14 protein-coding genes are annotated in these 19,018 nt (G+C 66.4%); 3 read left to right on the forward strand and 11 right to left on the reverse strand.

The annotated features are described in order from the left end of the window. Positions 1–28 precede the first annotated feature (28 nt). The 11 genes from G4D77_RS02340 to G4D77_RS02390 form a co-directional block, all read right to left on the reverse strand. Complete coding sequence (locus tag G4D77_RS02340) at positions 29–1,204, reverse strand: acetyl-CoA C-acyltransferase (protein WP_016446755.1); 1,176 nt, start codon at positions 1,202–1,204, stop codon at positions 29–31. Positions 1,205–1,263: 59 nt separating this feature from the next. Then, complete coding sequence (locus tag G4D77_RS02345; RefSeq protein WP_154834508.1) at positions 1,264–3,375, reverse strand: 3-hydroxyacyl-CoA dehydrogenase NAD-binding domain-containing protein; 2,112 nt, start codon at positions 3,373–3,375, stop codon at positions 1,264–1,266. A gap of 150 nt (positions 3,376–3,525) precedes the next feature. Next, a complete protein-coding gene (locus G4D77_RS02350) occupies positions 3,526–4,221 on the reverse strand; it encodes an ABC transporter ATP-binding protein (RefSeq protein WP_016446753.1) in 696 nt (231 codons plus the stop codon). 10 nt (positions 4,222–4,231) lie between these two features. Beyond that, entirely contained in the window at positions 4,232–5,059 is an 828-nt protein-coding gene (locus G4D77_RS02355; RefSeq protein ID WP_013802770.1) for an ABC transporter ATP-binding protein, read from the reverse strand. A 3-nt stretch (positions 5,060–5,062) separates the two neighbouring features. Further along, on the reverse strand, positions 5,063–6,427 hold the full coding sequence (locus tag G4D77_RS02360; protein ID WP_017405243.1) for a branched-chain amino acid ABC transporter permease: 1,365 nt from the start codon (positions 6,425–6,427) through the stop codon (positions 5,063–5,065). Between the two features lie 4 nt (positions 6,428–6,431). Beyond that, the gene (locus G4D77_RS02365; protein ID WP_016452908.1) at positions 6,432–7,385 is read right to left on the reverse strand and encodes a branched-chain amino acid ABC transporter permease; all 954 of its coding nucleotides are present in this window, start codon (positions 7,383–7,385) and stop codon (positions 6,432–6,434) included. A gap of 52 nt (positions 7,386–7,437) precedes the next feature. Further along, complete coding sequence (locus G4D77_RS02370; protein ID WP_154834509.1) at positions 7,438–8,673, reverse strand: branched-chain amino acid ABC transporter substrate-binding protein; 1,236 nt, start codon at positions 8,671–8,673, stop codon at positions 7,438–7,440. A 241-nt stretch (positions 8,674–8,914) separates the two neighbouring features. Next, the gene (locus tag G4D77_RS02375; protein WP_016452910.1) at positions 8,915–10,150 is read right to left on the reverse strand and encodes a branched-chain amino acid ABC transporter substrate-binding protein; all 1,236 of its coding nucleotides are present in this window, start codon (positions 10,148–10,150) and stop codon (positions 8,915–8,917) included. A gap of 170 nt (positions 10,151–10,320) precedes the next feature. Then, positions 10,321–11,958 carry a 3-(methylthio)propionyl-CoA ligase gene (locus G4D77_RS02380; RefSeq protein WP_154834510.1) on the reverse strand — a complete coding sequence of 546 codons (1,638 nt, stop codon included), beginning with the start codon at positions 11,956–11,958 and terminating at the stop codon, positions 10,321–10,323. A 111-nt stretch (positions 11,959–12,069) separates the two neighbouring features. Beyond that, positions 12,070–13,905, reverse strand: coding sequence for a CocE/NonD family hydrolase (locus tag G4D77_RS02385; RefSeq protein WP_154834511.1), 1,836 nt, complete (start codon positions 13,903–13,905; stop codon positions 12,070–12,072). 90 nt (positions 13,906–13,995) lie between these two features. Continuing rightward, entirely contained in the window at positions 13,996–15,708 is a 1,713-nt protein-coding gene (locus tag G4D77_RS02390) for a carboxylesterase/lipase family protein (protein WP_154834512.1), read from the reverse strand. A gap of 187 nt (positions 15,709–15,895) precedes the next feature. Between G4D77_RS02390 and G4D77_RS02395 the strand changes: the two genes are divergently transcribed. From G4D77_RS02395 to msrB, 3 genes are all read left to right on the forward strand, one after another. Then, the gene (locus tag G4D77_RS02395) at positions 15,896–16,912 is read left to right on the forward strand and encodes an AraC family transcriptional regulator (RefSeq protein ID WP_047327614.1); all 1,017 of its coding nucleotides are present in this window, start codon (positions 15,896–15,898) and stop codon (positions 16,910–16,912) included. A gap of 69 nt (positions 16,913–16,981) precedes the next feature. Then, positions 16,982–18,514, forward strand: a complete 1,533-nt coding sequence (locus tag G4D77_RS02400) for a protein adenylyltransferase SelO (RefSeq protein WP_154834513.1) — start codon at positions 16,982–16,984, stop codon at positions 18,512–18,514. Further along, a complete protein-coding gene (gene msrB / locus G4D77_RS02405; protein ID WP_016446744.1) occupies positions 18,511–18,924 on the forward strand; it encodes a peptide-methionine (R)-S-oxide reductase MsrB in 414 nt (137 codons plus the stop codon). Before G4D77_RS02400 ends, msrB begins: the two co-directional genes overlap by 4 nt. Positions 18,925–19,018: the final 94 nt, after the last annotated feature.

Genomic DNA, 19,018 nt, shown 5'->3' on the forward strand with positions numbered 1-19,018 from the left:
CGGTGGCGGCCGCAGCCGCCACCTGTACTTACAGCACTTCGAACACGCCGGCGGCACCCATGCCGCCGCCGATGCACATGGTCACGCAGACACGCTTGGCACCGCGGCGCTTGCCTTCGATCAGGGCATGGCCCGTCAGGCGCTGACCCGACACGCCATAGGGATGGCCCAGGGCAATGGCGCCGCCGTTGACATTGAGGCGATCGTTGGGGATGCCCAGCTTGTCCCGGCAGTACAGCACCTGCACGGCAAAGGCTTCATTGAGCTCCCACAGGTCGATGTCCTGCACCGTCAGGCCCAGCTTCTTGAGCACCTTGGGCACGGCGAAGACGGGGCCGATGCCCATTTCGTCAGGCTCGCAGCCGGCGACGGCAAAGCCCAGGAAGCGGCCGATGGGCTTGAGGTTGTTGCGCGATGCATAGTCCTCGCTCACCACCACGCAGGCGCCTGCGCCGTCGGAGAACTGGCTGGCATTGCCGGCCGAGATCACACCGCCCGGCAGCGCGGGACGGATGCCCGAGATGCCTTCCTTGGTCGTGCCCTCGCGCACGCCCTCGTCCTTGCTGCAGGTCACTTCCTTGGTGATCAGGCCGCGCACCTTGTCGGCCACGCCCATGGTCACGGTGATGGGGGCGATCTCGGCATCCAGCAGGCCGGCGGCCTGGGCCGCGCAGGCCTTTTGCTGGCTGGCGGCGCCGTATTCGTCCATGGCGTCACGGCCGATGCCGTAGCGCTTGGCGACCTGTTCGGCGGTCTGCAGCATGCTCCAGTAGATCTCGGGCTTTTGCTTGGCCAGGGCCAGGTCCTGGATCATGTGCAGGTTCATTTCCTGCTGCACGCAGGAGATGGACTCCACGCCGCCGGCCACGTAAACATCGCCCTCGCCCGCGATGATGCGCTGCGATGCGGTGGCAATGGTCTGCAGGCCCGAGGAGCAGAAGCGGTTGATGGTCATGCCCGACGCGGTGATGGGCAGGCCGGCCTTGAGCGCGATCTGGCGCGCGATGTTCATGCCGGTGGCGCCTTCGGGGTTGGCGCAGCCCATGATCACGTCATCAACGGCGGCGGGGTCAACGCCTGCGCGCTGCACGGCGTGCTGCACGGCATGGCCGCCCAGCGTGGCGCCATGGGTCATGTTGAAGGCACCCTTCCAGCTCTTGGCCAGGGGGGTGCGGGCGGTGGAAACGATCACGGCGGATGTCATGGATATTCCTTGTATGGCGGGTTTGCGGTGGTTCGCAAGGAGTTCGTGCGCCGCACGTCTCAGCTGAATTGCTTGCCTTCGGCCGCCAGCTTCGCCAGCAGCGGGGCCGGCTGCCAGAAATCGGCGTCGTCGTTGGGGTTCCTGGCGAAGCGGTTCATGGCCTGGACCACGTTGAACAGCCCGACCTCGCCCGCGTAGTGCATGGGGCCGCCGCGCCAGATGGGGAAGCCATAGCCGGTCAGGTAGACCATGTCGATATCGCCCGACTTGCCGGCGATGCCGTCTTCCAGGATGTGGGCGCCTTCGTTGACCAGGGCGAAGACCAGGCGCTGGACGATTTCCTCATCGGAGATCTTGCGCGGGGTGATGCCCAGCTCCTTGCGATGCGACTCGATCATCTGGTTGACCAGCTCGGACGGGATGGCGTCGCGCTTGCCCGCCTGGTAGTCGTACCAGCCCGCACCGGTCTTCTGGCCGAAGCGGCCCAGCTCGCACAGCTTGTCGGCCGTGCGGCTGTACTTCATGTCGGCACGCTCGACGGCGCGGCGCTTGCGGATGGCCCAGCCGATGTCGTTGCCGGCCAGATCGCCCATGCGGAACGGGCCCATGGCGAAGCCGAACTTCTCGATGGCCTTGTCCACCTGGGCGGGCGTGGCGCCTTCGTCCAGCAGGAATCCGGCCTGGCGCGAGTATTGCTCGATCATGCGGTTGCCGATGAAGCCGTCGCACACGCCCGAGACCACGGCGGTCTTCTTGATCTTCTTGGCCAGCTTCATCACGGTGGCCAGCACGTCCTTGGCGGTGTGCTTGCCGCGCACCACTTCCAGCAGCTTCATCACGTTGGCGGGGCTGAAGAAGTGCATGCCCACCACGTCCTGCGGGCGCTTGGTGAAGGCGGCGATCTTGTCCACGTCCAGCGTGGAGGTGTTGGAGGCCAGGATGGCGCCGGGCTTGGCAACCTCGTCCAGCTGCTTGAACACGGTTTCCTTGACGCCCAGTTCCTCGAACACCGCCTCGATGATGAGGTCGGCGTTCTTGAGCGCGTCATACGACAGCGTGGTGCTCAGCAGGGCCATGCGCTGGTCGTACTTTTCCTGGGTGAGCTTGCCCTTCTTGACCTGGGCTTCGTAGTTCTTGCGGATGGTGGCCACGCCATGGTCCAGCGCTTCCTGCTTGGTCTCCAGGATGGTCACGGGGATGCCCGCGTTCAGGAAGTTCATGGAGATGCCGCCGCCCATGGTGCCGGCACCGATGACGCCCACGGTCTTGATCTCGCGCACTGGCGTGTCCGAGGGCACGTCGGCGATCTTGGAGGCCGCGCGCTCGGCCATGAACAGGTGGCGCAGTGCGCGCGACTCGGGCGACCACATCAGTTGCATGAAGGCTTCGCGCTCCAGGGCCATGCCCTCGTCGAACTTCTTGCGCGCGGCGTTCTCCACCGTGTCCACGCAGCGGGCCGGGGCCGGGTAGTTCTTGGCCATGCCCTTGACCATGTTGCGTGCGAACTGGAAGTAGGCATCGCCCTGGGGATGCTTGCAGGGCAGGTCGCGCACGCGCGGCAGCTGGGCACCCGCCGCGTGCTTGTCGGCCACTTCCAACGCAAAGGCCTTGGCCTCGTCCAGCAGGGACTCGGGCGAGGCGGCCATCTTGTCGAACAGCTTCTGGCCGGGGATGGAGGCCAGCAGCTCGCTCTTGACGGGTTCGCCGCTGACGATCATGTTCAGCGCGGTCTCCACGCCCAGCACGCGCGGCAGGCGCTGCGTGCCGCCTGCACCGGGCAGCAGGCCCAGCTTGACTTCAGGCAGGGCCACCAGGGTGCCGGGAGCGGCCACGCGGTAGTTGCAGCCCAGCGCCAGCTCCAGCCCGCCGCCCATGCAGACGGTATGGATGGCGGCCACCACGGGCTTGCTGCCCTGGTCCAGGGAGTTGATCAGCGAGACCAGGTGCGGCTCGCGATACGCCTCTTCCTTGCCGAACTCGTTGATATCGGCACCGCCCGAAAAAGCCTTGCCGGCACCCGTGATGACGATGGCCTTGACGGCCGGGTCGGAATAGGCCTTGTCCAGCCCCTCGACGATGCCCCGCCGCGTGGATAGTCCCAGGCCGTTGACCGGCGGATTGTTCAAGGTGATGACGGCGATGGCACCGTCCACTTTGTATTCAGCAGTCATGCTGTTGTCCCCTATGCGATAGAAAAAGAACGATCGTGCGATTTTGATTGTAAAAAAAACGCGGGCCGGCGCCACTGCGGTTTGTCCCAAGCGGGACAAGCGCCGTGGCCCGGGCCGCCTGCCGGGCAGCAGGCCCAGCCTTGTACGGCATCAGACCTCCAGCCACTCCTTGCGCACCTTCTGATCGGCGCGCAGCCCGTCGGGCGTGCCGTCGAAGACGATGCGCCCATGACCCATGACCAGGGCTCGGTCCGAGATGCTCATGGCAATGGTGAGCTTTTGCTCGATCAGCAGAACGGACACGCCGCGCTGCTTGATCTTTTGCAGGTACTCGCCCACCAGCTCGACGATCTTGGGAGCCAGGCCCTCGGTGGGCTCGTCGATGATGATCAGGTCCGGGTCGCCCATCAGCGTGCGACACAGGGTCAGCATCTGCTGCTCGCCGCCCGACATCACGCCGGCCTCGGTGTGCTGGCGCTCCTTCAGGCGCGGGAACATGGCGTACATGTCGTCGAAGCCCCAGCGGCTGTCCCGGCCCTTTCCCTTCTGTCCCAGCAGCAGGTTCTGGTGCACGGTGAGATTGGGGAACACGTCGCGGCTCTCGGGCACGTAGCCCAGGCCCAGGTGAGCGATCTCGTAGGCCTTTCTGCCAGTCAGGCTCTGGCCCTTCCACTCCAGCGCGCCCTCCCAGTGCACCAGTCCCATGATGGCCTTGGCCGTGGTGGAGCGGCCCGAGCCATTGCGCCCCAGCAGCGCGACGATCTCGCCGGGCTGTACGGAAAATTCCACGCCATGCAGCACATGGCTTTTGCCGTAGTAGGCATGCAGGTTGTTGATGTTCAGCATCCGCGCTTCCTCAATGTGCACCAGCTTGTTGATCCGCCACGGACGAGCCCAGATAGGCCTCCTGCACGCGCGGATTGGCACGCACGGCCTCGGGCGTGTCGTAGGCGATGACTTCGCCGTAGACCACGACGGCGATCTTGTCGGCCAGGCCGAAGACCACGCCCATGTCGTGCTCCACGGTCAGCAGCGTCTTGCCTTCGGTGACCTTCTTGATCAGCTGGATGAAGTGGGCCGTCTCGCTGTTGCTCATGCCGGCCGTGGGCTCGTCCAGCAGGATGACGCCGGCGCCGCCGCCGATGGTGATGCCGATTTCCAGCGCACGCTGCTCGGCATAGGTGAGGTTCACCGCCAGCGTGTCGCGCTTTCTGTGCAGGCCGATCATCTCCATCAGCTCATCGGCGCGGGCGTTGGCATCGCGCAGCTTGGACAGGAAGCGCCAGCAGCTGTAGCGGTAGCCCAGGCTCCACAGCACGCTGCAGCGCAGGTTCTCGAACACGCTGAGCTTGGGAAAGATGTTGGTGATCTGGAAACTGCGCGACAGCCCCATGCGGTTGATTTCATAGGGTTTCTTGCCGTCGATGCGCTGGCCGTTGAGCAGCACCTGGCCGCTGGTGGGCTCGAAGCGGCCGCTGATCAGGTTGAACAGCGTGCTCTTGCCCGCGCCGTTGGGGCCGATGATGGCCACGCGCTCGCCGGGCTTCACGGCCAGTTGGGCGCCGCGGATGATCTCGGCCTTGCCGAAGCGCTTGTACAGGTCGCGCAGCTCCAGCGCGTAGGTGGCCTCGCCGGTCGCGGCAGCGGCGGCAGTGCCTGGTCGTTCGATTGCAATGCTGGACATGGTTCAGCCCTCCCCGCGCTTGATGGCTTCTTCGATCTCTTCCTGGATACGCTCCCAGCGCCGCAGGCACCAGCGCCGGGCCACTTCCAGCAGGCCCAGGCCCACGACGAAGACGGCAACGGCCACGGTCCAGGTGGAGGCCGAGCTGGTATCGAGCTGCACGCCCATGAACGAGACCTGGGAACCCAGGGCCGCATTGAGCTGCAGGTGGTAGATCATCTCGACGATGGCGGCGCCGCCCACGATCATGACCAGGGCGCTGGCGGCGATAGCCAGGTAGGGCTGAGCCAGCCGGCGCCATTTGCCGAACCGCGCCACGCGCAGGTTCATCATGATCAGGCTGGCAACGCCACCGGGCGCATACATGACCATCAGCAGGAACACCAGGCCCAGGTACAGCAGCCAGGCCTTGGTCAGCTCCGACAGCAGCACCGAGGCCAGCACCAGCAGCACGGCGCCGATGATGGGCCCGAAGAAGAAGGTGGCGCCGCCCAGGAATGTGAACAGCAGGTACGAGCCCGAGCGCATGACGCTCACGCTGTCCATGGCCGTGATGATCTCGAAGTTGATGGCCGCAAGCCCCCCGCCCACGCCCGCGAAGAAGCCCGCGATGATGAAGGCGAAGTAGCGCACGCGCTGCGTGTTGTAGCCCACGAACTCCACGCGCTCGGGGTTGTCGCGCACGGCGTTGAGCATGCGCCCCAGCGGCGTGCCCGTGAAGGCGAACATGGCGGCCGTGCAGACGAAGCAGTAGGCGGCGATCAGGTAGTACACCTCCATGCCCGAGCCGAAGGTCAGCCCGAAGAAGGGCTTGCCGTAGACGCGGTCGGTGGTGATGCCGCCCTCGCCCCCGAAGAACTCGGGGAACATCAGCGCCATGGACGCCACCAGCTCGCCGATGCCCATGGTGATCATGGCGAAGGTGGTGCCCGACTTCTTGGTGGTCACATAGCCCAGCAGGGCCGCGAAGAACATGCCGCCCAGGCCGCCGATGACGGGAATCAGCACCAGCGGAATGCCCCAGTCGCCGGAGCTGGCCCGGTTCATCGCATGGATGGCGATGAACGAGCCCAGCCCCGTGTAGACCGCATGGCCGAAGCTCAGCATGCCGCCCTGCCCCAGCAGGATGTTGTAGGACAGGCAGATGATGATGAGATAGCCGATCTGGCTGAGCATGGTCAGCGCCAGGCTGCTGGTGAACACCAGCGGCGCGACGATCAGCGCCAGGGCGAAGGCGCCCCAGATCAGGATGCGGCCGATGTTGAGCGGCTGGAAGCTGTAGTGGCGCCCCGCGCCCGCAGCCCCTGAAGCGCCCGAAGCGCCTTTTGCGGCAGTGGATGTCATGGTCGTTTTGGTGATCGAGGACATGGTGTCAATCTCCCCGCGTGCCCAGGAGGCCCTTGGGCCGGAAGATGAGGATCAGCACCAGGAACAGGTAGGGCAGGATGGGCGCGACCTGGGAAATGGTGAGCTTGAGCAGCGGCCAGCCGAAGGTCTGCTCGCCGACCGGGCTGCCCAGCGAGGTCAGCAGGCTGGCCAGCGACCAGTCGATGGCCACGGCAAAGGTCTGCACGACGCCGATCAGCAGCGAGGCCACGAAGGCCCCCGCCAGCGAGCCCATGCCGCCGACCACCACCACCACGAAGATGATGGAGCCGACCGACATGGCCATGGCCGGCTCGGTCACATACGTGTTGCCGCCGATGACGCCGGCCAGCCCCGCCAGCGCGCAGCCGCCGCCGAACACCATCATGAACACGCGCGGCACGTTGTGGCCCAGCGCCTCCACCATCTCGGGGTTCTTGAGCGCGGCCTGGATGACCAGGCCGATGCGCGTGCGCGTCAGCAGCAGCCAGACGGCCACCAGCATCAGCATTGCCACCAGCATCACGAAGGAGCGCGAGCGCGGGAACTGCGTGCCGTACAGCGTGAACAGCGGGCCCTGCAGCGCGGGCGGCAGGCCGTAGGGCACGGTGCCCCGGCCCCAGACCAGCTGCACCACCTCGAGGATGAGGTAGGACAGGCCGAAGGTCACGAGCAGTTCTGGCACATGGCCGTACTTGTGCACGCGGCGCAGGCTGTAGCGCTCGAACATGGCGCCCAGCACGCCCACCAGCAGGGGCGCGACGAACAGCGCGCCCCAGAAGCCGATGATGCCGCTGAGCGTGTATCCGAAGTACGCGCCCAGCATGTAGAAGCTGGTGTGGGCGAAGTTGAGCACGCCCATCATGCTGAAGATCAGCGTCAGCCCCGAGCTGAGCATGAACAGCAGCAGTCCATAGCTCACGCCGTTGAGCAGCGATATGGTGAAGAACTCAAGCGTCATCGAAAGGCCTTGGTTTCGGTGCGTTGGGGACAGGAAGCGGTGCGTGCCGGTCTCAGGACGGGCGCTTCATCTGGCAGGACGTGGGCGTGCTGGCCACGTAGGGCTCGTAGTACTTCACCGGGGCGAAGGTGTAGCCCGTGTTCTCGGCGTCATAGGGGTTCTTGCCGCCGGCCTTTTCCCAGCGCGTGATGTACAGGCCCTGCTGCAGCTGGTGGTCGGTCTTGCGCATCTCCACTTCGCCGTTGAAGCTCTTGAGCTTCATGCCCTCCAGCGCGGCCGCCACCTTGACGGGGTCGGTGCCGCCGGTCTTGGCAAAGGCCGCATCCAGCAGCGCGAACACGTGGTAGATCGAGCTTTGCGTGAGGTCGTCGTTCATCTTCTTCTTGAACTCGGCCATCAGCGGCTGGATGGCCCCCCCCATGTTGTAGTGGCCGTAGCCCACGGTGTAGACCTTGCCGTCGGACGCCGCGCCCATGGCCGTGGGCGAGCCCGAGCCGAAGGCGTAGTAGGTGTAGAACTTGACGTTGTTCAGGCCCGCGTCATTGGCCGCCTTGAGCAGCAGCGACAGGTCAGAGCCCCAGTTGCCCGTGATCACCGTGTCGGCGCCCGATTGCTTGATCTTGGCGATGTAGGGTGCGAAGTCGCGCACCTGGGCCAGCGGCGCGAAGTCATCGCCCACCACCTGCACGTCGGGCCGCTTGGCCTTGAGCATTTCCTTGGCGTACTTGGAGACCTGCTGGCCGTGCGAGTAGTTCTGGTTGATCAGGTAGACCTTCTTGACCTCGGGCACGTCCTTCATATAGGTCGTCAGCGCTTCCATCTTCATGGAGGTGTCCGCATCCAGGCGGAAGTGCCAGTAGCTGCACTTGCTGTTGGTCAGGTCCGGGTCCACGGCCGCATAGTTCAGGTAGACGACTTCCTTGCCCTTGTTGCGCGTGTTGTGCTTTTCCAGCGCATCCATGATGGCCAGGGCCGGGCCCGAGCCGTTGCCCTGCACCACGTAGCGTGCGCCCTGGTCCATGGCCGAGCGCAGCACGGCCGTGGTCTCCTGCGGGCTGAGCTTGTTGTCCAGCGGGATGATCTCGAACTTCACGCCCGAGGCATTTTTCTTGTTGAACTCCTCGGCCATCAGCTGGAAGGTCTTGAGCTGGTTCGTGCCCACGGCGGCCATCAGGCCCGACAGCGGGTCGATCCAGCCGATCTTCACCGTCTCGCCCTTTTGCGCCCAGGCGCCCGAGGCACAGGCCAGCATGGCCGAGGCGGCCACCGAATGCACGATCCACTTCATTTTTCTGTCTCCTTTTTCCGGTTGATTCGGATATCTGTATTGGCGCCAGACTAACGCCTGAATGACAATTTCCCTTCGGGGAATGCCTTAGAAACTATCGCGCATGCGACTTCGCCGCAGTCCGGGACACATTGGCGACAGATCGTCATCGATCAGCCCATGAACCCGTGTTTTGACCGATTTCAGACAAAAGAAAGGGGCGCCTCGCGCCCCTTGCGAAGTCAGCCTGCCTGCCTGGGCGTCATGAAGGACGCTTCATCTGGCATGAGGTGGGGGTACTGGCCACATAGGGCTCGTAATATTTCACGGGCACAAAGGTGTAGCCGGTGTTCTCCGAGTCCATCGGGTACTTGCCGCCGGCCTTTTCCCAGCGCGAGATGAACAGGCCCTGCTGCAGCTGGTGGTCGGTCTTGCGCATCTCCACTTCGCCGTTGAGGCTGTTGAACTTCATGCCCTCCATGGTGGCCGCCACCTTGGCCGGGTCCGTGGTCTTGGCGCGCAGGAAGGCCTGGTCCAGCATGGTCAGGCCCGAGTACAGCGAGCCCGTGTACATGTCGTCGTTGAACTTGGCCTTGTAGCCCTTGGTGATGCGGTCCAGCGGGCCGGGCAGGTTCAGGTGGCCGTAGCCCACCATGTAGACCTTGTCGGCGGCGGCCGCGCCCATGGCCGTGGGCGCGCCCGTGGCAATGGCGTAGTAGGTATAGAACTTGACGTTGTTCAGGCCCGCGTCGCTGGCGGCCTTGATCAGCAGCGCCAGGTCCGAGCCCCAGTTGCCCGTGATCACCGAGTCGGCGCCCGATTGCTTGATCTTGGCGATGTAGGGGGCGAAGTCGCGCACCTGGGCCAGCGGCGAGAAGTCGTCGCCCACGATCTCCACATCGGGGCGCTTGCGCTTGAGCATCTCCTTGGCGTATTTGGAGACCTGCTGGCCATGCGAGTAGTTCTGGTTGATCAGGTAGACCTTCTTGACCTCGGGCACGTCCTTCATGTACGTGGTCAGGGCCTCCATCTTCATGGAGGTGTCCGCATCCAGGCGGAAGTGCCAGTAGCTGCACTTGCTGTTGGTCAGGTCCGGGTCCACCGCCGCATAGTTCAGGTAGACGACTTCCTTGCCCTTGTTGCGCGCGTTGTGCTTTTCCAGTGCGTCCATGATGGCCAGGGCCGGGCCCGAGCCATTGCCCTGGAAGACGTAGCGCACGCCCTGGTCCATGGCCGAGCGCAGGGCCGCCGTGGTTTCCTGCGGGCTGAGCTTGTTGTCGATGCCGATGATCTCGAACTTCACGCCCGAGGCCGTGCCCTTGTTGAGCTCCTCGGCGATGTACTGCAGGCTCTTGAGCTGGTTGGAACCCAGCGCGGCCATGAGGCCGGACAGCGGGTCGATCCACGCAACCTTCACCGTCTCGCCCTTCTGGGCCATGGCGCCCGTGGCGCAAGCCAGGGCCAGGGATGCCGTCAATGCCTTGATCGCAAACTTCATGAAGCGTCTCCTCTTGTGGTGGTTTCTGGGCGAGGCTCAGAGTAATGGTCCCCTTGCCCCGCACCGATCGGTGATTGCCCCTAGCGGCTATCGCCGACGAGACTCGGACCGGCCGCCCCTATCAGCACATGCCCCCGCATGCCCTGGCACGGCGGCTGGCCCGCAGCGGCTCACAGCCCCGGCAGCCGGTAGCCGGCCAGTTGCTCGCGCAGCCGGGTCTTGAGCATTTTTCCGGTGGCGCCCAGCGGAATGGCATCGACGAAGACCACGTCGTCGGGGATCTGCCACTTGGCGGTCTTGCCCTCGTAGAACTTGAGCAGTTCCTCGCGCGTGACCTCGGCACCGGGCCTCTTCGCCACGGCGACGATGGGGCGCTCGTCCCACTTGGGATGTGGCATGCCGATGCAGGCGGCCATGGCCACGGCCGGATGGGCCATGGCGATGTTCTCGATGTCGATGGAGCTGATCCATTCGCCGCCGGACTTGATCACGTCCTTGCTGCGGTCGGTGATCTGCATGAAGCCGTCCGGGTCGATGGTGGCCACGTCACCCGTGGGGAACCAGCCACGGCCCTGCGCGTCCTTGATGAGCGGGCTTTCGCCCTTGAAGTAGCTGTCCACGATCCAGGGGCCGCGCACCAGCAGGTCGCCGTAGCTCTTGCCGTCCCAGGGCTGGTCCGTTCCATCGCTGCCCACGATGCGCATGTCCACGCCGTAGATGGCGCGGCCCTGCTTTTGCAGGATCTTCATCTGCTCGTCCTTGGGCAGCTGCAGCTGCTTGTTCTTGAGCGTGCACAGCGTGCCCAGCGGGCTCATCTCGGTCATGCCCCAGGCATGCAGCACCTCCACGCCAAACTCGTCCTGGAAGGCCGTGATCATGGCCGGCGGGCAGGCCGAGCCGCCGATGACCGTGCGCTTGAGCGTGGAAAACCGCAGGCCGCCCGGCCTGATGTGGCCCAGCAGCATCTGCCAGACCGTGGGCACGCCGGCCGCGTAGGTGACGCCCTCGGCCTCGATCAGCTCGTACAGCGACTTGCCGTCCAGCGCCGGGCCGGGGAACACCAGCTTGCAGCCCGTGAGCGCGGCCGAGTAGGGAATGCCCCAGGCGTTGACGTGGAACATGGGCACGACGGGCAGCACCGAGTCGCGCGCCGATATGCACATCACATCGGGCAGCGCGGCCGCGTAGGCGTGTAGCGTGGTGGAGCGGTGGCTGTAGAGCACCGCCTTCGGGTTACCCGTGGTGCCGCTGGTGTAGCACATGCTGGAGGCCGTGTTCTCGTCGAATTCGGGCCACTGGTACTGGTCGGACTGGCCGGCAATCCAGGCCTCGTAGCTGACCAGGCCCGGAACGCCGCTGTCGGCAGGCAGGCGGTCCGCATCGCACAGCGCCACCCACTGGAGCACCGTGGGGCACTTGGCATGCACGGCCTGGATGATGGGCAGGAAGGTCAGGTCAAAGCACATGACGCGGTCTTCCGCGTGGTTGATGATCCACGCCACCTGGTCGGGGTGCAGGCGAGGATTGACCGTGTGCAGCACGCGGCCCGAGCCGCTGACGCCGAAGTACATCTCCATGTGGCGGTAGCCGTTCCAGGCCAGCGACGCCACGCGGTCGCCAGGCTGCAGGCCCAGGCCGTCCAGCGTGTTCGCCAGCTGGCGCGAGCGCCGTGCCAGGTCGCGGTACGTGTAGCGATGGATATCGCCCTCCACCCTGCGCGAGACGATCTGCGCATCGCCATGGTGGCGGTCGGCGAAATCGATCAGCGACGAGATCAACAGTGGTTGGCTTTGCATCAGACCCAGCATCTATAGGCTCCTAAGGTGATTGAACTTCGTGAACGTCGTGAACTGCGGACCGCGGATTCGCGCAAGGCCAAGGCCCTGGTGCGCGATGCCGCTGCCCGCATGGAGGGTGGCTCAGGCCGGCGCCCTGGGTCCGATCCCCGCAGGGACAGGCGCATCGTTTTTCCGGCATGGTTGACGCATTGTCTTGTCGCAACTCGGCAGCGTCTTCGCATGCTCGTATGGGATATACCCTAGGACGATGCTGGAGGCATGCGCCGCGTCATGCCACAGCGTGTTCGTGGACGGCGTCTTGTCGTTGCCGAAGATCCAGTATCCGGTCTGCGATGGCGAATCCACTGTCACGCGAATGCTTGAGCCGGCGCGGAACACATGCGCGAATTTCTGGATCTCTACGCGCAGCAGTTCGGGCTTGCCCGACACCATGGGCACGTCCTTGTCCCGCGTGAACGCGCCCCACGGCCTCAGCGTCGTGGAGCGCGCCGTGTCCAGGGCACGCTTGGACGCACGCAGCCAGCCACGCTGCACGAACATCTCCTGCCCGTCCGGCCGCACCTCGGACACGGTGACCTGGATGTCGGTGTTGGCTGCCGTGGCGCTGAGCCACAGGTCGGCCGAGCCTTCGCCATAAAAACTCAGGTCCTGCGGCAGGGCCGCCGTGGTGAAGACCAGCTGGCCATCCTTTTCCGACGCGGGCACGGCGGGCCAGCCTTCGGCCGCCGGGTTGTTCACCTGCGGACTCAGGGCCGGATAGCGGTAGCTGGACGAAGCCGTGCCTGAGGTGGGTGCACTGTCGCCCAGCGCCTGGCCCGGCTGCATCCACAGGCGCAGGGGCTTGACCTGGACAGGCAGCCGGTCAAACCGTGCCTCGCCCGTGGGCATGAGCTTGGCGCCGCCATTGGGGGCCTTGGCGTCCGTGGTCTGCATCTCCTGCAGCAGGCGCACGCGCGGCTCCTTGTCGAAGCCGTTGTCCTCGCCCTTGACGAAGCGCGCCAGGAAGTGCTTCAGCGTCTGGTCGATATGGTCCGAGGTGATGTTCGTGTGGTGGTCGCCGTTGGAGCTGACCAGCCACATCCTGTCGGGCGCAATGGTGTCCTCGTAGTAGCCCGAGCGCGGGCCGATCTGCTCGTCCTGCCAGGACTGCGTGCCCAGCGTGGGGATATTGATCTTGCCGCTTTGCAGCATGGCGCTGCGCTCCAGGTACAGGCCATCGGCATAGGGGTTGTCCAGCCACTTGATCAGATCCAGCTCGGGCCGCTTGATCTTCTCGATGTTGTCGGCCACCGTCTTGGCGCATTCCGTGTCGCCGCCGTTCTTCACCGCCAGGTCGGCGGCCGTGCGCCAGATGCGCGGGAAGCCGTTCCACCACTGCGCCGGAAAACCGATGTTGGCAATGCCGCCCGGATAGCCCACGTCGCGGTAGGGATCGCCCACATTCTTGCTGGGCGTGATCGCCAGCAGCCCCTTGGGCCGGTGCGCCGCCACCCACAGCTGGTTGTAGCCCGAGTACGAGTAGCCGATCATGCCGATGCGGCCGTTGGACCAGGCCTGCCGCCCGGCCCACTCGATGGCGAAGGCCCCGGCCGCACCTACGCTGGCGTCAAACACCCGGTCTTCCCCCGTGGAGCAGCCCGTGCCCGGCACGTTCAGCCCCATGACCGCATAGCCTTCCTTGGTCCAGGGACTGCTGATGTTGGGGTACGAGCCCGAGATATAGCCGTCGTACTCGACCAGCAGCGGGAACGGACCCTGTCCCTCGGGCAGCAGCAGCGAGTAGCGCATCCTGCTGCCGTCCGGCAGGGTGATGTAGCCCGATTGCTGGCCCGGCCCCATGGGCGCGGGCATGCCCGACGATCCCCCTCCGCAGGCGGCCAGGCCCAAGGCTGCGGCCGCAATGGCCCCCGCCAGCGGCCAGCGCCAGGCCTGTGTGAAAACGGTCTTGGCTGTCATGGGTACCTGTCTCCTTCGTTGTTGTTGGCTATCTCTCGGGGCTTGCCGCGGCAAGCCCCTGCTCGCTCATCTACTCGCTCATCTGCTCGCTCACTGCAGCCGGATGCTGGTCGCGCCCAGCTCGGCGTCGAAGACCAGGCTGGACGGCCAGGGCTTCCATGTCTGGCCCAGGGCCGCGTTCTGCGGGTCGCCCGTCTGCATGAAGGCCTTGAGGCTGGCCATCATGGCGTTCGACAGCGCCAGCCGCCCCGGTGCATTGGCCGTGCTGTTGGTCACGCGGGAGAACACGGATGGCCCGAAGTTGCCGAAGAGAAACGGCAGATCGAACGCATGGGCCGCACCGTAGACCGTGTTCCAGGGCGCGGGCTGGCGCGCCCAGTCGAAGCGGTAGCTCCAGACCTCGGCCTGCCGGGTGCGCAGCGTATTGAGCAACTGGTCGCGGCTGGGATCGGCGAACAGATGGGTCAGCTGCGCCATGCGGGCGTTGTAGCCGGTGACCGGCGTATCGACGGGCAGGTAGGCAGCATCGATGATGTCGGCCAGGCCCGGCGCATTGGGCGACTGCGCATCGAAGGACTGCATCATGCGAAAGCGCGCCGCATCATCGATCCTGAAGCCCGGCTTGCCGCCCAGCGCAGCCAGCAGGGGCGCGAACAGCTTGCCCTCCTCGGCCGTGTAGCCGGCCATCACGGGCATGCGGTTGTATTGGCCCGCAGCCAGCGCGGCCATGGGATCGGTGGGCAGCAGCAGGCCGTCGGGAATCGGCCCCGCGCCCGTCAGGCCCTTGGCCACCAGGGTCTGCAGCAGCACGCGGGCGTCCTTGCCGCGCAGGTAGGCCGCGATCTGCGCCGGTGTCCAGCCGGCAGCCACCGTGGCCGCAGCCGCCACATCGGCAGCCAGCCCATCGGCCACCATCAGATGGGCCAGCAGCAGCGCGGACTGGGTGGCGTAGGCCGAAGCCGGCTTGAGCGTGGCCAGCACGCCGGCCGGCAGGTTGGACGGCAGCGACAGCCCGCCGCTGATGGGCATCAGCCTGTGGAACAGGCCGCGCGCCGAATCGGCCGCCAGCAGCGCCAGCACATTGGTGGCCCCCGCCGACTGGCCCATGAGCGTGACATTGCCCGGATCGCCGCCAAAGCCCGCGATATTGCGCTGCACAAAGCGCAGGGCCTGCAGGTTGTCCAGCAGCGCGAAGTTGCCCGTGGCCGGCGCGCCGGCCTGCATCTGCGGCATGTGCATGTAGCCCAGGATGTCCAGCCGGTAGTTGGCCGTCACCACCACGGCATTGGCAGCGCGTGCCAGGGCGGCGCCGTCATACAGCGGATCGGCCGTATAGCCCGAGATGGCGCTGCCGCCGTGGATGAACACCAGCACCGGCAGCTTCTCGGCACCGCTGGCCGGGCGCCAGATGTTGAGCGTCAGGCAGTCCTCGCTGCCCACGGGCTGGCCCAGGGTGGAGGCAATGGTGTCGTCGAAGCGGTTGTTGGCGCCCGGGCCGTACATGCGCCCGATCTGCAGGCAGGCGTTGCCGAACTGGCGCGCCTCGCGCACGCCCTCCCAGGCCTTGGGCTCGGCCGGCGGCTGCCAGCGCAGCGCGCCCACGGGCGCCTGGGCAAAGGGCACGCCCTTCCAGTAATAGGTGCCCGTGGCGGCGCCGTCGTCCACGCCACGCAAGGGGCCGTAGGCCGTCTCGCGCAACTCGGGGCCGCCGCCGCCCGAGCCGCCGCAGGCCGCGAGCCACAAAGCCATTGAAGCCACGGCCAGGCGTATGCCGCCAGCCATCCACCGCTGTCCTGTGCACATGCTTGTCTCCTATGATTTTGGGGTTTCCCGTATGGGCCGTGCCCGGCCCTTGGGCCACACTGCGCAGTCGTTCGCCGCGCTGCAAAAATTCTAGGAACAGCGCGCCCGCACGCCGCTATCGCAACCAAGCCAAAAAAGTGACTTCAGAACGCAAAAGGCGCCCCGGACGGCCCAGGAAAACCCGGCCATGACAACGCAGCGCAGCAGCTCCGCCGCATGGGTGCGGGGCATCCTGGACATGATGGCCGCCGAGGGGCTGGCCGTGGAAAGGCTGAGTGAGGAGGCCAACATCGACCTTGCCGCACTGCAGCATTCGCAGACCCGCATCGATGTGGACCGCGTGAGCCGGCTGTGGGAGCTGGCAGTGGCGCAGTCGGCCAATCCCACGCTGGGCCTGGACCGGCAGCTGGCCGCGCGCCACGGCAACATCGACCTGGTGGGCTACTCGCTGGCTTCGAGCCCGCACCTGCTGGCGGGCTTTCGTGACCTGGAGCGCCACATGGCCGTGATCTCGGACGCCACCGCCTTCACGCTGGAGCGCGATGCGCGCGGCCACTGGCTGTCCATACACCACATCGGCGCCACGCGCGCCGTGCCGCGCCAGCGCGTGGAGTTCGCCGTGCTCACGCTGCTGGTGCTGTGCAGCTGGCTGACGCGGCGCGAAGTCCAGCCGCTGGCCGTGGAATTCATGGCCCAGGCGCCCTCGCCTCTGCACGAGGCCCGCTACCGACAGGCCTTCGGCCTGCTGCCGCGCTTTGGCGAGCGCGCCAACCGCTTCCTGCTGTCGCAAGACGACCTGCTCGCGCCCATCCCGACGCACAACCCCGAACTGCTGGCCCTGCACGAAAAACTGGTCGAGTCCGAGCTGGACCAGCTGGGCCAGGCCGGCGTGGGCGCCCGCGTGCGCCATGAGATTGCGCGCCTGCTGCCCCAGGGCGAGCCGCGCCGCGAGGAAGTGGCCGCAGTGCTGGGCCTGACCGACCGTACCTTGCAGCGCCGCCTGCAGGCCGAGAGCACCAGCTACCAGCAATTGCTGGATGACACCCGCCGCGAGCTGGCCCGGCAGTACCTGGGCGAGCCGCGCCACAGCCTGGCCGAGGTGGCCGACCTGCTGGGCTTCGTGGACCAGAGCAACCTCTTTCGCGCCTGCCGCCGATGGTTCGGCATGCCGCCGGGCCAGTACCGGCAGCAACTGCGTGCGTGAATGCATGCGGTGAATGCGCGCATGAACCTTGCGTCCCACGGGGCATAGGCGCTGGGGGACAATTCCCGCATGAACCTGCACGCTGCCGCCGAAGGCCGGGCTCCGGCGACCTCCCCGCGCCTTCCCATCTCCTGGCAGGATGGCTTTGCCGCCCTGGGCCCCGACTTCTTCACCCATCTGCGCCCCACGCCGCTACCCGAGCCGCACTGGATCGCCACCAGCACCGGCACTGCCAAGCTGCTGGGCCTGGACCCGCAGTGGCTGGCCTCCGATGAGGCCCTGCAGGCGCTCACCGGCAATGCCGTGCTGCCCGGCAGCCATCCGCTGGCCAGCGTCTACAGCGGCCACCAGTTCGGTGTCTGGGCCGGCCAGCTTGGCGACGGCCGTGCCATCTTGCTGGGCGAAACTGCCTCGGGCCACGAGATTCAGCTCAAGGGCGCGGGCCGCACGCCCTACTCGCGCATGGGCGACGGGCGCGCCGTGCTGCGCTCTTCCATCCGCGAGTTCCTGTGCAGCGAGGCCATGCACGCCCTGGGCATTCCCACCACGCGCGCGCTGAGCGTGACCGGATCGCCCGCCCCCATTCGCCGCGAAGAGATCGAGACCGCCGCCGTGGTGGCGCGCGTGGCGCCCAGCTTCATACGCTTTGGCCACTTCGAGCACTTTGCGGCGCGCGACCAGATGGCGCCGCTGCGCCAGCTGGCCGACTACGTGATCGACCGCTACTACCCCGAATGCCGCACGGCCGAGGCACTGGCCGGCAACGCCTACGCCAACTTCCTGCAGGCCGTGAGCGAGCGCACGGCGCGGCTGCTGGCGCACTGGCAGGCCGTGGGCTTTTGCCATGGCGTGATGAACACGGACAACATGAGCATCCTGGGACTGACCATCGACTACGGTCCCTTCCAGTTCCTCGACGCCTTCGACCCCGGCCATATCTGCAACCACAGCGACACCCAGGGCCGCTACGCCTTCAACCGCCAGCCCCAGGTCGCGTACTGGAACCTGTACTGCCTGGGCCAGGCCCTGCTGCCGCTGATCGGCGAAGAGGAGCTGACCATTGCGGCGCTGGAGTCGTACAAGCAGGTGTTTCCGCAGGCCTATGGCTCTCTCATGCTGCGCAAGCTGGGCCTGCCCGAAGATGCTCCCGGCACGCCGCCTGCCGAGGCGCGCTTTGCCGCCCTGGTGAACCCGCTGCTGCAGCTCATGGCCGACAACGCCGTGGACTACACCATCTTCTTCAGCCGCCTGACCGATGCCGTGGCCACAGCCGGCGGCACCGAGCCCGACCTGGCGCCCGTGCGCGACCTGGTGCTGGACCGGCCCGCCTTCGACGCCTGGGCGGCAGGCTACGTACGGCAGCTTGCGACCGTGGATGGCACGGCAGCGGCCGCGCTGATGCAAGAATCGAATCCGCGCTTCGTGCTGCGCAACCACCTGGGAGAAATCACCATCCGCGCAGCCAAGGCGGGCGACTTCACCGCGGTGCGCCAGCTGCTGGCCGTGCTGCAGACCCCGTTCGCACCCCACGCCGAGCATGCCGAATGGGCAGGCTTCCCGCCCGACTGGGCTTCCTCCATCGAGATCAGCTGTTCATCATGAGCTTTCCCATCCACAAGACCGAGCAGGAATGGCAGGCCGAGCTGCAGGCCAAGGGCGCCGAGCCCGCCGCCTTCCAGGTGACGCGCCACGCGGCCACCGAGCGCCCCTTCACAGGCCGCTATGAGCAGTTCTGGGCCGATGGCAGCTACCACTGCATCTGCTGCGGTGCCAAGCTGTTCGACTCCGATACCAAGTTCGACGCCGGCTGCGGCTGGCCCAGCTTCGACCGCGCCATCCCAGGCGCCATCACCGAAATCGTGGACCGCAGCCATGGCATGGTGCGCACCGAGACTGTCTGCAGCCAGTGCGGCGCCCACCTCGGCCATGTGTTCCCCGATGGTCCCTCCGACACAGGGCTGCGCTACTGCATGAATTCCGCGTCGCTGGAATTCGAGCCACCCAAGGCCTAGGCCCCAGGCCCGCAAAAACCCCAGCCGGCGCGGCCCTGCACCGATGCCGGGCCGCGCCGGCTGCGCCACAATGCGCCTGCCAAGCGCTCAGGCA

The sequence above is a fragment of the Delftia sp. WY8 genome (assembly GCF_018437695.1).
GTDB lineage: Bacteria > Pseudomonadota > Gammaproteobacteria > Burkholderiales > Burkholderiaceae_C > Comamonas > Comamonas tsuruhatensis.

Coding starts and splice junctions, on each gene's coding strand:
- G4D77_RS02340 (WP_016446755.1), bottom strand. CDS start 1,204: ATGACATCCGCCGTGATCGTTTCCACCGCCCGCACCCCCCTGGCCAAG.
- G4D77_RS02345 (WP_154834508.1), bottom strand. CDS start 3,375: ATGACTGCTGAATACAAAGTGGACGGTGCCATCGCCGTCATCACCTTG.
- G4D77_RS02350 (WP_016446753.1), bottom strand. CDS start 4,221: ATGCTGAACATCAACAACCTGCATGCCTACTACGGCAAAAGCCATGTG.
- G4D77_RS02355 (WP_013802770.1), bottom strand. CDS start 5,059: ATGTCCAGCATTGCAATCGAACGACCAGGCACTGCCGCCGCTGCCGCG.
- G4D77_RS02360 (WP_017405243.1), bottom strand. CDS start 6,427: ATGTCCTCGATCACCAAAACGACCATGACATCCACTGCCGCAAAAGGC.
- G4D77_RS02365 (WP_016452908.1), bottom strand. CDS start 7,385: ATGACGCTTGAGTTCTTCACCATATCGCTGCTCAACGGCGTGAGCTAT.
- G4D77_RS02370 (WP_154834509.1), bottom strand. CDS start 8,673: ATGAAGTGGATCGTGCATTCGGTGGCCGCCTCGGCCATGCTGGCCTGT.
- G4D77_RS02375 (WP_016452910.1), bottom strand. CDS start 10,150: ATGAAGTTTGCGATCAAGGCATTGACGGCATCCCTGGCCCTGGCTTGC.
- G4D77_RS02380 (WP_154834510.1), bottom strand. CDS start 11,958: ATGCTGGGTCTGATGCAAAGCCAACCACTGTTGATCTCGTCGCTGATC.
- G4D77_RS02385 (WP_154834511.1), bottom strand. CDS start 13,905: ATGACAGCCAAGACCGTTTTCACACAGGCCTGGCGCTGGCCGCTGGCG.
- G4D77_RS02390 (WP_154834512.1), bottom strand. CDS start 15,708: ATGTGCACAGGACAGCGGTGGATGGCTGGCGGCATACGCCTGGCCGTG.
- G4D77_RS02395 (WP_047327614.1), top strand. CDS start 15,896: ATGACAACGCAGCGCAGCAGCTCCGCCGCATGGGTGCGGGGCATCCTG.
- G4D77_RS02400 (WP_154834513.1), top strand. CDS start 16,982: ATGAACCTGCACGCTGCCGCCGAAGGCCGGGCTCCGGCGACCTCCCCG.
- msrB (WP_016446744.1), top strand. CDS start 18,511: ATGAGCTTTCCCATCCACAAGACCGAGCAGGAATGGCAGGCCGAGCTG.